A 13,078-nucleotide genomic window follows, 5' to 3' on the forward strand; every position below is an offset into this window, starting at 1 on the left:
CAGTCTCCACTTCCTAGTACTTCCTCATCACCGCGACCACGACGCCGCGCACCGTCACGTCCTTCTGCTTGAGGACGAGAGGCGTCATATTCGCATTCGCCGGGACCAGGCGTACCCTGTCACCGCGTTCGCGGTAGAACTTCTTTACGGTCGCCTCGCCGTTGACAATTGCAACGACCGTCTCTCCGTTCTCGGCCGTGGCGCGCTCTTCGACCACGATGTAGTCGCCGTCGAGGATGCCCTCGTCGACCATGGAGTCGCCGCGCACGCGAAGCGCGAACGTATTCTGCCGGCGCACGAACTCCTCGGGCACGGTGAACCGGTCGCTGACCTCGACGGCCTCGATCGGCCGCCCGGCGGCAACGTAGCCGAGCATCGGCAACTCCACCGCGGCACGGGGCTTCTGTTGGGGCACCAGCTCGATGGCGCGACTGAAGTTCCAGCGCCGGCGGATGAGACCCTTCTCTTCGAGATTGCAGAGATGTTTGTGGACCGTCGCCAGCGAAGCCAGCTTGAAGTGCTCGCCAATTTCCTCGAGTGTCGGCGCATATCCCTGGCGGGCAATGTAATCCCCCAGATAGTCGTAAAGCTCCTTCTGCCGTTTCGTGAGAATCATGGATCCGCCTTGAGTACTGTCAGGCGTATAGCGAAAATTAAGCGAAGGCTCAACCGACAAAAACGGCGGACGGAGAAGATCGCCGTCCGCCGTCTCGAAGAAGCGGGCCGCTAGGCGCAGCCGGCCAGGGCGTTGTTCACCGCACTGATGATGTCGTCGATCGCCACAAGGACGTCGCCGTTGCCGTCCGCCCTCGGGCAGGTCGACAGCGACTGCGTACCGTTGGCGATATTGACCATCGTTATGATTTCCTCGACCGTAACTTCTCCATCGTTACCGCAATCGCCGGTGCAGGCGGGCTGCGGCGGCGGCGTCGGAGTCGGGGTCGCCATGGGGGTCGCCGTAGGTTGAGTCCCCGAACTCTCGGCGCAAGTACCTTCCTGACAGCGGGTGTTGGTCGTGCACTCGTTGAAATCGTCGCACGGCCCACCCTCGTTCCTGGGCGTCTCCTGACAGGCATTGCCCACGGCCTGGCGCTGCATACACTCGTCGCTCACGCAAAGGTTGTACGACTCGCACCGTCCGACCTGCGGGTTACAGAACTCCAGGGTTAGCGGATTGCCGTCGTCCGGACATTCGATCGGTACGGAACCCATACAAACCGGCGGCACCGCCGGTATTCCGGGAAACGTCGGGATGACGAAGCACGTCCCGGCGGTAAAGCAGGCGGAGTTCATCAGGTGACACGGCGATCCAGATGCCGCCGACGTTCCACCGGCGCACATCCCGTCCAGGCAGGTGGGGTTTGGGAGGCACTCGCCGGAAGCCGGGGCGTTACACGCGGTACCGTTGGGAAGCGGCTGTCCCGGCTGGCAGATATCGTCGGGGCCGCAGGTGCCGGCGCCTGTGCACTCGTCGTAATCGTCGCATTGTTGCGCGCGGCCCGGCACCGCGCCGAGAAAGCCAGCATACACCACCACCCCAACGAGCAGCATCGAAACGCCCCGCATCGTTAACCTCCTCACTGTTTCCAATAATTCCTTGGCTGCTGCCGATCAGTCAAGCGCTAACTCCGCGGCTCACTACAGCCGCTCGATCACCTGTTCAAGGTCGTTGACGATGGTCTCGGCCGCAAGCGCCCTGCCCTCCGATTCTCGGAAGCTGGGAAACAGCGCGCGGGCACCGCGCTCGATCAGCAGAGTGCGCAGCCCGGCGCCGCGCCCCCCGACGATATCCTCGAGATACATGTCGCCGACGTGCAATGCGGCCTCCGGATCCACGCCTGCCCGATCGAGGGCAGCCGCGAAGATCCGCCGATCCGGCTTGCGCACCCCCTCGACGGCGGACACGACAACGAAATCCACCAGCGGCGCGATTCCCAGTCGGTCGAGAAACAGCGGCAGGTTCGACGGTGCGTTCGACAGCACGCCAACCCGGACACCGCGTCCACGCAGCGCACGTAAGGCTTCGTGCACCTCGGGAAAGACCGCCCAATTGGCATCGCTCCAGAAGCGATCGAGAAAGCGGCGCGCCAGCGCGGCGTGGTCGCCGTCAACGCCGAGCTGGGAGAAGATGACCCGCCCGAGCTGTTCGAACATGGCGGCGAACTCCGCGTCGGAGTCCGAGTACTCGGCACCGTCCCGAAAACGCTCTTCGGCGTGCTCGGCGGCGGCGCGCCACAGTGCCCGAACCATCTCCTCGCACCCCTCCGCGGTCGCCGGGACGCCGGCGTCCCGGCACAGGTCGGCAAAAATCTCCCACATCGACGCCCGCGGATAGGCCATCGTCCACCCGACGTCGAGAAACACGGCACGCGTTGAAGGCATCTTCCGGTTGTCGTCTCCGCTGTGGCTTACTGACGCTTTACTTCGCCGGGTGCGCATGGCACCACCGGAAGCCGTTCGAGACGAAAGCAGGTTGAATGCTCATTCTCAAGGCCTTTATCCTCGGCATTGTCGAAGGCGTCACCGAGTTCTTGCCGGTGTCCTCGACCGGACACCTGATCGTCGCATCCGCGGTGCTGGACTATCCCGCCGAGGCGCGGGATGCGTTCGACATCTTCATACAGCTCGGCGCCATCCTCGCGGTTGTCTGGCATTTCCGTTTGCATCTGTTCGAGATCGTCAGTCAGGCGCCGACCCGGAAGGTGGACCGCGACCTCATCGGCAAGATCCTGATCGCGTTTCTTCCCGCGGCCGTCATCGGATTCCTCTTTCACCGTCCTATCGAACGTTACCTCTTCAGTCCGACGGTAGTCGGCGTAACACTGATTCTCGGCGGGATCCTGATCATTGTGGTCGAACGGCGCGCGTGGCGCTTCCGCACGCACGCAATGGAAGCGATCACCTGGCGCGAGGCGCTGCTGGTGGGTATCGCTCAGACGGTCTCGATGATCCCCGGTGTGTCGCGCGCGGGAGCAACGATCATCGGTGGCATGTTCGCCGGCCTGGATCGACCGGTGGCAACGCAGTTCTCGTTCTACCTGTCCATCCCCACCCTCGCAGCGGCCAGTCTGTACAGCCTCTTCAAGGCCCGCCACCTGCTCAACGACGGCCACGCCGCACCGCTGGCGATCGGATTCCTCACGTCGTTCGTGGCCGCGTTGATCGTGGTCCGGGCCTTTATCGGCTTCGTGCAGCGTCACGACTTCACGGCGTTCGGGTATTACCGCATCGCGTTCGGAATCCTCGTGCTCGCAGTGCTCCGTTGACTTTCAAACATAGCGGGCGGTGGCCCGTCAGGGCACGGATCAGTCGAGCCGTTCGTGCGTCTCGATGTCGAGCGGCGCATGGATGTGCGCGCTCGGGGCCGGACTGGTCAACACGCGGTAGAAGCAGTACGCGGTGAAACCAACAACGAAGCTCAGAGACACGAGCATGATCACCCAGCCGGCGACCGTCATGGCAGCCTCCTCGCACCGATCCCGTCGAACCGGCGTTCGCGCTCCCAACGCCGCGCGGCAAGCCGTGTCAACAAGAGAAAAAACAGGAACACAACCAGAATGAAGCTGGCGGTTAGCAGCGCCGCCGGGCTCTCGACGATGGCCCGCAGCTGACCCGGCAGCTTCTGATAGGTGAAAGCGCCAAGGATGACGACGAGGTAAGTCGGGCAGACGTATCTGAAAACCACGGCGAACCAGGTCGGTATTCTTATGTCGCTGCCACGGTTGGCCTCGCGAATACCGCGCTCCGCACCCACCACCCACGCAAATAGAATCACCTCGAACAGCGCCAGCACGATCAGCAAGGCACTGCCGACCCAGAAGTCCATGACATCGAGCGCAACGCCGTCCTTGGTGAAGTAGACGACGATAAGGCACCCGAACGCGGTGATCAGCCCGAGGGCCGCCATGGCCACGTGGCGGCTGAGACCGAATCCCTCTTCGAAGAAGGCAATCGCCGGCTGGAGCATCGAGATCGAACTGGTTACCGCCGCCAGGAACAGCAGACCGAACCAAAGAAAGCCGAAGAAGTTCCCGAACGGGAGGTACTGGAACACCACGGGCACGGCATGGAACCCCAGCCCGATGCTCGACCCGGCAACCGCGGCCAGAGGCGCCGCGCCCAGAAACACGAAGGCCGCGGGAATCGTGATTAGCCCCCCGAGGCACACCTCGCAGAACTCGTTGGTAGCGGATGCCGTCAGACCCGAAAGGTTCACGTCGTCGCTCGGCTTCAGATAGCTCGCGTAGGTGAGAATGATCCCGAAGCCCACCGAGAGAGTGAAGAACACCTGGCCGGCCGCTTCCAGCCACACCTGCGGGTCGGCAAGCGCCGAGAACAGCCCGCCTCCCGCCGAGGGCTTCGGGTTCCACATGAAGCCGAGGCCGTTCAGAACGTTCTGTTCGGGAAGCGCCGGATTCGGGGTTCCCAGCGTCAGTACGCGGGCGAGTACGATCAACGCCGCAACGATGAGCGCCGGCATGGCGTAGGTGCAAAAACGCTCGATGCCTTTGGAAACTCCGCCGTAGATCAGCAGGAAGTTGAGGCCGAAGCACAGCGCCAGCGCAACCACCACCGGCGAGTCGCCCCCCAACAGCGCCCCGTCCGCGCCCGCGCCAACGTAGGAATTGAACCGCGTGCTGAAATATGCCGCAAATTGAGCCGGGTCACCACCCGGGTCGATGTTACCGGCCAGGTAGTCCCAGGCGTAGCCGAGACACCAGGACTCGATAAACACGTAGTACATGTAGATGACGACGGGTATGAGCACGGCCAGGGCTCCGAACACCTGCGAGGCACCGTGTCGCCACACGACGCAAAACAAACCGGGCGCCGAGTTGAACCCGTGCCGGCCGCCGTGGCGCCCGAGCGTCCACTCGAGCCAACAGATCGGAATCCCGAGGATCAGCAGCGAGATGAAATACGGGATCATGAACGCCCCACCCCCATAGAGCGCCGCCCGGCCCGGGAAGCGGAGAAAGTTCCCCAGACCGACCGCCGAACCCGCCACCGCCAGAATCACCCCCAGCCGGGTTCCCCAGTTTTCCCGCTGCCTCGTCTTCGTCATTGGCACCTACCCGGGGCGGACCCTGCCAAGCATTTGCGTTAAGGTCAACGTGGTCGGGTTGAGGCACAATCTGCGTTTGCTATAAGCCCGCGATGTCCGTGACGACCGCCTGGCACGAGGCCCAGGGCATAATGGGCCCGGGGGCCCTGGGTCCCGACGAGGTCGCCGCCGCTTTCGGGGCCTCCGCGGTGCCGCTGCTGCCACCGATCCCCTTCTCGGCCGCCGAGTTGCGAGCGGGTCGTGCGGCGGGTGAAATGCTGGTGCTGCGCACCGACCGCCTCGCCGCCGACAAGCCATTGACCATCCTCGCGATGATCGATCGCGTTCCGGACGCGTTTGACGCCCGTGCGTTGCGTACGACCGGGTATCTGCTGAAGGATGAATGGGGAATCGCCCTCGAACCGCTGGCCGCCACCGACACATGCCGTGCCGCCTGGGCGCTGGTCGCTACGGACGTCCTGCCCGCCAGTTGCAACCGACCGTTCGACGAGCAGGCCGCCGCCCTGGCGCGATACACCAGTGAACGCGGGCTGCCGGCCAATGCCTTACGCCGTCGCACCGCCGTTGAGGCGGTTTACGATACGGTACTTCATTTCGCTGCCGGCCGCGGGCGGTTGCTCGAACGTACCTGGGACTGGACCAGTTCCATGACGGTCGACGAGGGTTTTCTCAACATTGGCGGGTTCGGCCCCACGGGCATGCAGATCGTCGGCTATTCGCCCGGTATTCGCCACGGTGCACTCGGCCTTTGCCCCACGAGCGCGACCACGGGTTAGGAGTGCCGCATGTACTTCGTAACCACAAAGCACCCGGGCTACGTCCTCTTTTGTCTGACCCCAAGTGAGCGGGCCGCCGTCGGGATAACCGAGAAGAAGAACGTTCAGGTGCTCGTTCGTGGCGCCGACCGATCCGAGTGGGAGGTCATCGGCGAGTGGCCAGCCAGTGCGTGGTCACACACCTCGTTCATGGCCGCCTGGCATCGCCGCACGGAACCCGACGATCCCCACGACCTGTTGTCGGTTCTACCGGCCACGATCCGCGAGCGCGCTCGCGGGTAGCCGAACGGCCGGCAGTCCTTCGAAGATAACGGGCTACCAACCGTCGCCGGTCGTTTCTCGGCGCCGTTTGGGCCACTCGCAACCTGGGCGAACCCCCGCAAGCGGAGGGAGCGCCAGCCGAGCGCAATCCAAAGACTCTCCCCCCGCTTGCGGGGGGATTAAGGGGGTTGAGGGTCAGCGTGCGGAACTGCACGCGAATCTTAGGGGGACTGTACTAACGCGCGTAGTAGCGCAGACAGGCTTCGGGTGTACCGTCCGTATCTGTTCCGGTCGCCTTCTCGACGGCGTCGACAACACAGGAATCGGCAACGGCGAGCTGGAACGCGTCGAAGTTCATCTCTGCAACTCCGCTGCCGACGGCAGTGAAGGTCGCGTCGCAGACAATCGTCTGCAAGTTCCGCAACTCGCGCATGTCGAAGTCGCAAAGCTGCGCCGGCGGAGCTTCGGTCAGACGTGCGAGAACGACGCGCACGGTCGTTTCCGTGCATACGTCGATATCTGTCACGGCGGTCAACGCGAAGGATCGCATCAACAACTCGCCCCCGCCGACCGCGGTCATCATGCCGCACTCTCCCGTACTGCCGGGAGCGGCCCTGGTTATCCTGTAACGCCCATCGAGGTTCGTCAGCGCCTGCCCGAGCAGCACCCCGCTCTCTACCTTGCCATCGGCGGCGTCGATTTCGCTGACGCGGAGCAGCGACACGACCGCTCCACCGCCGACTGGGCGAACGCCCGGGTTCGAGGCCGCGTAAGCACTCCCCAGGAGCGCCGGTAGACGGAGCCAGTTCGGACTACGTTCCGCGGCCGCGATCTCACCGTTGACTGCGTACACCGTACCGCTAACGATCGCGGTGGTGTCCTCGCCGGAATTCGACTGGTTCACCGAGATGGTTCCGTCGTTGCCGCACGCAGCGACGAGCACCGCCAACAGGATCCCGCCGGCCGCCTCACTGACGACAGACGCGTACGTGTTGCGTCGCCGCCTCCGCGGCCTCACCGGCCGCCGGCGCCGCTCTGTCTGGATCCCGTGGCTCATACCTTCGCTCCCGCTGAGTTACCCCTCTCAAATGACCATTGCCGGCGCCGCAATGTCAAGCCAATTACCGAGGCGCGCGACCCGCGGTAGTCGATATACGCTTGTATTATGGCGCCCCGCGCGGGATGCTCCCCTGAGCCTCGTTCGATCAGCAGAAGGTTTACCGATGTCTTTCGCCGAACGGCCGCTCATCCACCGGCTATTCGTCCTCAATATCGCCCTGCAGGCATTCGACCTGGTGGCCACTTACCAGGGACTCCAGCTCGGGTGGCGTGAGGCCAACCCCATCATCGTTGCCGCCTTCGACTACGTCGGCGTCGGCCCCGCCCTCCTGCTGTTCAAGGCGAAGGCCTGCGGTTTTCTGGTGCTGTTGCGCTACCTCGGCGACGACACCGTGGTAACAACGGCCATGCACCTCACCGCCGGCGCCTACGCGACCCTGTCGCTAGTTCCGTGGCTGGCCAAGTATGTAGGGCTGTTGTTGGGGGCGATCTAAAGAGGGCTTGGGGGGGGGGCGTCGAAGGCCTCGATCCCTCAGGGCACTCAAGACCTCACGACCCCAGGACCCCAACACCATCGAGACCGCCGGTCACGCCGCCGCGCGCTCGGTAGGCTTGCGACGCCGACGCGGCTCGCACGGTAGTATCTTGTGGCGCCGGGCGGAGCGCAGCCTGACGCGGCCGACCTTCGCTCCGATGGCTTGCGGTGCCGCCAACTGCCGCTCTTTCCAGCGCAGCAGGCTGTTCCGAAAATACTCCGGGTGGATGCCCAGAACGGCGCATACCGCCTCGAACGAAAAGATCAGTGACCCGTCTTCGTGGAATAGCCACGCCTCCGCCTCGCGAAACAGACGCTGAGAACGGGGACGCGTCGCCGTCACGTACTTCTGGTAGCACGCCACGGCATCCTCCAGCACCGCTAACATCAACCGCCGCTCCCCCTCGAATCCCACGTGCGGCGCTAGTCCGTCATAGTACTGCGACGGCAACAGGATCTCGGGCTCGATCAACCGCGGCACCGACCCCGATTGCGTCGTGGCCTCGTACTCCCTGGTCCACTGCGCTGGTGATGCACCCGCTGCTTCGAGCATGGCCCTACCCTCTCCCTCTCCGCTAACGGAATGAAATGGCGAAATTTTCCTCATCCTCACGCACAATTCGTGCCACTCGTGGGCCGAGGAACCTCAGCCCTAAGGCCCCGATAATACTCTACTTTGCGGCGCCCGAATTCGCGTGATTACCCCTCCGCTGTTTAGAACCGAACAGCCTGCGTCGCAAAACGTGACTCCGGCATGACCGGCCGGCTCGACGGGAACGAGGTGGACCGGCCACCTCGGAGTCTAACCGCACATGCCCGGGCTGGACCCTGGCTAACGAATGACCGTCATGTTCCGCCACCCGCTCTGCGAGCTGACGCTCCCCCTGCACCGCCGACCTTCCACGAACCGGTTCCGACGCTGACCGCGCCCCCGTCTGCGCGCGCTCGCGTCCGCGTATCGATTGCGGTTATTCGTCCCACCCTTTACGGCGGCGGAGGGCGGCCAAGGCGAGGACGGGTAACACAAGCCAGAGCATTCCCGCGAGCCCCGACTCTCGATTGTTCTGTCCGGCCACATCGCATCCGGGGCCCTGCAGGCACACGCCGCTGACACACACCGCGGTGGGCGTCGGGGTGATCGTAAACGTGCGGGTGGGTCCCGCCGTCTGGGTCAGTGTGGGCGTCACCGTTGCCGTAGCGGTCGGCGTCTCGGTGGCCGTCTCCGTCGGCGTCGGGGTAACGGTCGATGTAGGCGTCTGCGTCGAGGTCGCCGTGGGTGTGGGGGTGGGTGTGTACGGCGGCTCGCTACTCAAGAGGATAGATAACGAGGGGGCATCGCTCTGGTTGGCTGTGACCACATCGCTCTTGCCGTCTCCGTCCAGGTCCCCAAGGACCAGCGCGATGGCGCCGTCACCGACCTGGCACACGCCGGCCGCTGCGTCCCGGCAATCCCCCGGGGTGGGCACGAGCCCGCCGTCGTCGCTGCTGGCGAAGAACGGCAAGTCGCGGTCGTTCTGGTTGGCGACGACGACATAAGACGGGAAGTCTCGATTCAACTGGTCGATTCCGAGTGCAGAAGGCGTGCTGCCCGTCGGTTCCTCGTCTGACACGACGAACGGTGGGTTGGTCGAACCCGGCAAGCGATCGAGCCAGATCGTTACCATTCCTTCCGCTCCGCCACTTGTGACGGCAATGTCGGGTTTACCGTCTCGATTGAAGTCGCCAATGCCGAGCGCCGTCGGCTTCACCCCCACATCGAGGGGCGCGAGGTTTGTGAACGTGCGCGGAGCGTCGTGATCCTGAATTAAAACCACCAGTTGACCGAAATCGGTCGCGACCGCGAGATCGAGAAAGCTGTCGTCGTTGAAATCGGCAACGGCCACCGCCGTTACGGCCCCCCCTACGGCCCGCGAAACCGGTGCGGCGAAACCGCCGCCGGCCAAGCCGTACAGGATGGTTACCGCGTTACCCGCCCCGTTACCGACGACGATATCCGCGAACCCATCGCCATCGACATTGGCAACCAGTACCTCTTGCGGGTCGGAACCGGCGCTCAACGGCGCCTCGACCGTGAACGTCCCGGTGCCGTCGTTCCGCAGCAACGACACGCCCGCCTGGGTGGCGACCACCACATCGATGGTCCGGTTCTGATCGAAGTCACCCGAGGCTATACCGGTTGGGGCAGTGCCTACCTCGTACACCCTGCCCTGGGCGATTGCGCCGAGGCAGTCGCCCGCCTGAAACAGCGCCCGGTTCGATAAGCGCACGGCAACGCGGTTGGCCGTGGCGTTGACAATGGCCAGGTCCGGCACCCCGTCACGATTGAAGTCGCCGTCTGTCATCGCCGCCGGCGCGAAGTCGAGATTGACCGAGCACACCGCAAATCCAAGTTGCTGCGCCTGCACCGGCCGCACGATCGCAGCGGCCAGCAACGCCGCAACACGTATCGCACGCCAGCCGCGCACCCCAACAGCCCACGGCATCACTTACCTCTCCTTCGACCGCGGCAAGCGAAACGGCCGCCCGCCCACAGCAGGCCGACTGCCGCGAGCGTGCCGGCGTCGCCCCACGAAGCGACCGCGGGCGGAGAGATCGCACAAGAGCTGACGTAGAACGCACCCGGCTTAAAGGTCTGCGTCGGCACCGGCGACGGAGATCGCGTCGTTGTCGGCACCGCCGTCGACGACGGCGTGACCGTGGGGGTCATGGTGGCCGTTGGGGTCACCGATGGCGTCGTTGTCGGCGACGGGGTGACCGTCCCCGTATGCGTCGCCGTGGCCGTCGGCAGCGGCGTCGGCGTGGCCGGCGGCCGCGCGCTCACCAGAATGCTAACGCTGGCATCGCCCTCGTTGGCCACCACAATGTCCGGCCGCCCGTCTCCGTCGATATCCGGATTCGCGGCAACGGCAAGCGCGACGGGATTGACGCCGCGGATCGGCAACGGGATCAGGTTGGTCGAGAAGCTGCCGTCGCTCGCCGCAAGGAAGATCACCACATCGCCGTTAGTCCGGTCGGCAACGATGAGGTCCTGAAGGTCGTCCATGTCGATATCGGCCGATCCAAGCGCGGCGGGGAACGAAGGCCCAGTCGCGGCGTCCGGCCGTGGCACGGTGACCACGCTACCCCGCTGGTAGCTGATGTCGGTACCGATCGACCGACCGAGGTAAACGGCGACCGTGCCATCCCGATCGGTCTGCGTGAGCGCAACCGCGAGGTCCGGCACGCGGTCCGTGAACTCGAAAATATCCGCCACCAGTGCCGCCGGCCGGCCACTGAGGTCGATCGGCGACAGGCCTCGGAACCCGTCGGTCAGTGCCGGGCACCCGCTCGGGGTCGGGGTGACCGTCGGCGTACGTTGCAGGAAGACCGAGACGTCGTTGGTCTGATCGCTCGAGGCGCCGAAATCGAGGCGGCCGTCGCGGTTGAGATCCCGGGCAACGATGGCACCGGTTCGGCGGCCGACACTCACCGGACAGGCGGGGTCCATCGTGCGGCCCCCGGTCCCGAGCACGATGGACACGCTGGTGCTCTGGCCGTCGGCGACGATCACGTCGGGGATACCGTCGCGGTTGTAGTCGGCGGACGCAAGGGCACGAGGATCGGTACCGACCGGGACGGGGTTGGAAGGGCTCGGCGTGAATTCGCCGGCACCGTCCCCGAAGAACACGCTGAGGCCCATCGAACCTACGGCCGCGAGGTCGGTCTTACCGTCGCGGTCGAGGTCGAGAGGCAGGAGGTTGCCTTCGAGATCGGCGGTCTGCGCAATAACCGCGCGGGGTGCAACCACGCTGCGAACATCGGCCCGCCGTTCGAGTCCGAGCAGACCGCAGGCACTCGGGGCAGCTTGATTGAGGTTGGTCACGAGCAACTGGAGTGCGTCACTGCTGTTGTCGGCAACCGCGATAAAGCTGGCCTCGTTCGTCAACCGGCCGACCGCAACCGCTACCGGCTTACCCCCCAGCAGCGGGGGCACGAAATCGTTGGTGTTGCACACCGTGTACGGCGCCGTCGGAATCCGTGTCGGTGTCGACGTCGGCGTCGAGGTTGCGCTCGGCGGTGGGGTTGCGGTGGGACCGGTGGGCGTCGGCGTCGGGGTCGGCGGCGACGTCGCCGTAGGGCTGCCGATGGTGGCACTCGCCGTCGGCGTCCCGCCGCCGCTGCCGGTGGTATTAATGAGAACCCCGATCGCGTCGGGGGTGAGCCCCTGTAACTGCAATGCAACGAGGTCCGGATAGCCGTCCGCGTTGAGGTTGCCGGCCTGGATGGCCGTTGCGGCGCCGCCGAGGCCTGCTCCGGTCACGCTGACCAACCTGAACCCGTTGTCGTCCGCCCCGGGATCGTCGGGATCATTGTAGAGAACCGCCAGTGCCAGACCGCCAGCTTTATTGGTTACCGCAAGATCGATTCGCCCGTCCTGATCGAGGTCGGCGGCGGCGAGCGAAGTAGAATCGACCTCGGCGTCGGAGGGTATTCCCTGATCGAATGTTCCGTCCCCGTTGCCAAAGAGGACGGCAACGTTCTGATCGGCCAGGGTATCCACACACACCGTGGCGAGATCGTAGCGCCCGGAAACGGCAAGTGCGGCCGAGACGATACCGGTTGGTGCCTCGCAGACGTTGTAGAGTTCCGGCGCCTGGAACGTGCCGTCACCGTTGCCAAGCAGCACGACAACCTGGTTGGAGTCTTCCAGCGAAATTCCCAGATCGAGATTGTTATCGCTGTTGAACAGACCGGCGACGATACCGGCGGCGCCTTCTCCCGGCAGCGTAATCGTGCCCTGCGCGAACGGCGTGAACGTCCCGTCCCCGTTGCCGCTCAAAAGGGTGAGGGTCTGATCGCTGATGACGGCCAGGTCGGGTTTGTTGCGGACGTTCTTGAGTTCGGCGATCACGAGACCCGCAGGCCCACCCGTCACGGAGAAGTCCCGCGGATCGTTGAAGTTGCCGGTGCCGTCGCCAAGGCGGACGGTGACGCTGCCGGCGGCGTTGTTGGCCGACACCATATCCGCAAAGCCGTCGCCATTGACGTCGGCCGCCGCCACGGCCACCGGGCCGGCCCCCACCGAGAACGCCGTCGGCGGGTTGGGAAAGGCGCCATTACCGTCGTTGATGTAGACGTTTACGACGTTGTTGATGTTGTCGACGACGAGGATGTCGTCACGCGGGTTGCTGCTGACGTTTACCAGCTTGACGGCCTGGACGTTATCCGTGCCGACGGAGATACCCTCGATCGTACTGGGAGAGAACGAAATCTTCTGCCCGCCGGCGCTGGCGCCGAACAGCGTCACGCTCAGACCGACGACCAGGGCCGGCACCGGGAACCGCATCTGAACCAAAGCCTCCCCCGGGCCACTCACGCAACGTCTGAGGTGGCGCACAAAGC

General features: G+C 64.8%; 13 protein-coding genes. 4 read left to right on the plus strand and 9 right to left on the minus strand.

The features are described from left to right. Positions 1-13: 13 nt before the first annotated feature. From lexA to L6Q96_16230, 3 genes are all read right to left on the minus strand, one after another. A complete protein-coding gene (gene lexA, locus L6Q96_16220) occupies positions 14-616 on the minus strand; it encodes a transcriptional repressor LexA (GenBank protein ID MCK6556103.1) in 603 nt (200 codons plus the stop codon). A 110-nt stretch (positions 617-726) separates the two neighbouring features. Further along, the gene (locus L6Q96_16225; GenBank protein MCK6556104.1) at positions 727-1,566 is read right to left on the minus strand and encodes a hypothetical protein; all 840 of its coding nucleotides are present in this window, start codon (positions 1,564-1,566) and stop codon (positions 727-729) included. Between the two features lie 72 nt (positions 1,567-1,638). Then, positions 1,639-2,382, minus strand: a complete 744-nt coding sequence (locus L6Q96_16230; GenBank protein ID MCK6556105.1) for an HAD-IA family hydrolase — start codon at positions 2,380-2,382, stop codon at positions 1,639-1,641. Positions 2,383-2,477: 95 nt separating this feature from the next. Between L6Q96_16230 and L6Q96_16235 the strand changes: the two genes are divergently transcribed. Next, positions 2,478-3,266, plus strand: a complete 789-nt coding sequence (locus tag L6Q96_16235; protein ID MCK6556106.1) for an undecaprenyl-diphosphate phosphatase — start codon at positions 2,478-2,480, stop codon at positions 3,264-3,266. A 39-nt stretch (positions 3,267-3,305) separates the two neighbouring features. Here L6Q96_16235 and L6Q96_16240 read toward each other — a convergent pair whose 3' ends face one another. Both L6Q96_16240 and L6Q96_16245 read right to left on the minus strand, forming a co-directional pair. Beyond that, entirely contained in the window at positions 3,306-3,458 is a 153-nt protein-coding gene (locus tag L6Q96_16240) for a hypothetical protein (protein MCK6556107.1), read from the minus strand. Then, positions 3,455-5,065 (minus strand): sodium:calcium symporter, encoded by a 1,611-nt coding sequence (locus tag L6Q96_16245; GenBank protein MCK6556108.1) that lies wholly within the window; start codon positions 5,063-5,065, stop codon positions 3,455-3,457. The genes L6Q96_16240 and L6Q96_16245 overlap by 4 nt, the downstream gene beginning before the upstream one ends. Before the next feature lie 92 nt (positions 5,066-5,157). On the opposite strand from L6Q96_16245, the gene L6Q96_16250 reads away from it, so the two are divergent. Both L6Q96_16250 and L6Q96_16255 read left to right on the plus strand, forming a co-directional pair. Continuing rightward, positions 5,158-5,841, plus strand: coding sequence for a hypothetical protein (locus L6Q96_16250; protein MCK6556109.1), 684 nt, complete (start codon positions 5,158-5,160; stop codon positions 5,839-5,841). A 9-nt stretch (positions 5,842-5,850) separates the two neighbouring features. Beyond that, a complete protein-coding gene (locus L6Q96_16255; protein ID MCK6556110.1) occupies positions 5,851-6,123 on the plus strand; it encodes a hypothetical protein in 273 nt (90 codons plus the stop codon). 214 nt (positions 6,124-6,337) lie between these two features. Here L6Q96_16255 and L6Q96_16260 read toward each other — a convergent pair whose 3' ends face one another. Continuing rightward, entirely contained in the window at positions 6,338-7,159 is an 822-nt protein-coding gene (locus L6Q96_16260) for a hypothetical protein (GenBank protein ID MCK6556111.1), read from the minus strand. A 166-nt stretch (positions 7,160-7,325) separates the two neighbouring features. On the opposite strand from L6Q96_16260, the gene L6Q96_16265 reads away from it, so the two are divergent. Beyond that, positions 7,326-7,655, plus strand: coding sequence for a DUF5658 family protein (locus tag L6Q96_16265; GenBank protein ID MCK6556112.1), 330 nt, complete (start codon positions 7,326-7,328; stop codon positions 7,653-7,655). A gap of 93 nt (positions 7,656-7,748) precedes the next feature. Here L6Q96_16265 and L6Q96_16270 read toward each other — a convergent pair whose 3' ends face one another. The 3 genes from L6Q96_16270 to L6Q96_16280 all read right to left on the minus strand — a co-directional run bounded on the left by L6Q96_16270 (position 7,749) and on the right by L6Q96_16280 (position 13,022). Further along, positions 7,749-8,249 carry a hypothetical protein gene (locus L6Q96_16270; GenBank protein MCK6556113.1) on the minus strand — a complete coding sequence of 167 codons (501 nt, stop codon included), beginning with the start codon at positions 8,247-8,249 and terminating at the stop codon, positions 7,749-7,751. A gap of 415 nt (positions 8,250-8,664) precedes the next feature. Next, on the minus strand, positions 8,665-10,179 hold the full coding sequence (locus L6Q96_16275) for a VCBS repeat-containing protein (GenBank protein MCK6556114.1): 1,515 nt from the start codon (positions 10,177-10,179) through the stop codon (positions 8,665-8,667). Beyond that, positions 10,179-13,022 carry a VCBS repeat-containing protein gene (locus L6Q96_16280; protein MCK6556115.1) on the minus strand — a complete coding sequence of 948 codons (2,844 nt, stop codon included), beginning with the start codon at positions 13,020-13,022 and terminating at the stop codon, positions 10,179-10,181. Before L6Q96_16280 ends, L6Q96_16275 begins: the two co-directional genes overlap by 1 nt. Between the last annotated feature and the right edge of the window lie 56 nt (positions 13,023-13,078).

This window comes from Candidatus Binatia bacterium, assembly GCA_023150935.1.
Taxonomy (GTDB): Bacteria; Desulfobacterota; Binatia; order HRBIN30; family HRBIN30; genus JAKLJW01.

What these genes read in the sequence shown, in the direction of transcription:
- lexA (MCK6556103.1), bottom strand. Translation starts at nt 616, where the DNA reads ATGATTCTCACGAAACGGCAGAAGGAGCTTTACGACTATCTGGGGGAT.
- L6Q96_16225 (MCK6556104.1), bottom strand. Translation starts at nt 1,566, where the DNA reads ATGCGGGGCGTTTCGATGCTGCTCGTTGGGGTGGTGGTGTATGCTGGC.
- L6Q96_16230 (MCK6556105.1), bottom strand. Translation starts at nt 2,382, where the DNA reads ATGCCTTCAACGCGTGCCGTGTTTCTCGACGTCGGGTGGACGATGGCC.
- L6Q96_16235 (MCK6556106.1), top strand. Translation starts at nt 2,478, where the DNA reads ATGCTCATTCTCAAGGCCTTTATCCTCGGCATTGTCGAAGGCGTCACC.
- L6Q96_16240 (MCK6556107.1), bottom strand. Translation starts at nt 3,458, where the DNA reads ATGACGGTCGCCGGCTGGGTGATCATGCTCGTGTCTCTGAGCTTCGTT.
- L6Q96_16245 (MCK6556108.1), bottom strand. Translation starts at nt 5,065, where the DNA reads ATGACGAAGACGAGGCAGCGGGAAAACTGGGGAACCCGGCTGGGGGTG.
- L6Q96_16250 (MCK6556109.1), top strand. Translation starts at nt 5,158, where the DNA reads ATGTCCGTGACGACCGCCTGGCACGAGGCCCAGGGCATAATGGGCCCG.
- L6Q96_16255 (MCK6556110.1), top strand. Translation starts at nt 5,851, where the DNA reads ATGTACTTCGTAACCACAAAGCACCCGGGCTACGTCCTCTTTTGTCTG.
- L6Q96_16260 (MCK6556111.1), bottom strand. Translation starts at nt 7,159, where the DNA reads ATGAGCCACGGGATCCAGACAGAGCGGCGCCGGCGGCCGGTGAGGCCG.
- L6Q96_16265 (MCK6556112.1), top strand. Translation starts at nt 7,326, where the DNA reads ATGTCTTTCGCCGAACGGCCGCTCATCCACCGGCTATTCGTCCTCAAT.
- L6Q96_16270 (MCK6556113.1), bottom strand. Translation starts at nt 8,249, where the DNA reads ATGCTCGAAGCAGCGGGTGCATCACCAGCGCAGTGGACCAGGGAGTAC.
- L6Q96_16275 (MCK6556114.1), bottom strand. Translation starts at nt 10,179, where the DNA reads ATGCCGTGGGCTGTTGGGGTGCGCGGCTGGCGTGCGATACGTGTTGCG.
- L6Q96_16280 (MCK6556115.1), bottom strand. Translation starts at nt 13,022, where the DNA reads ATGCGGTTCCCGGTGCCGGCCCTGGTCGTCGGTCTGAGCGTGACGCTG.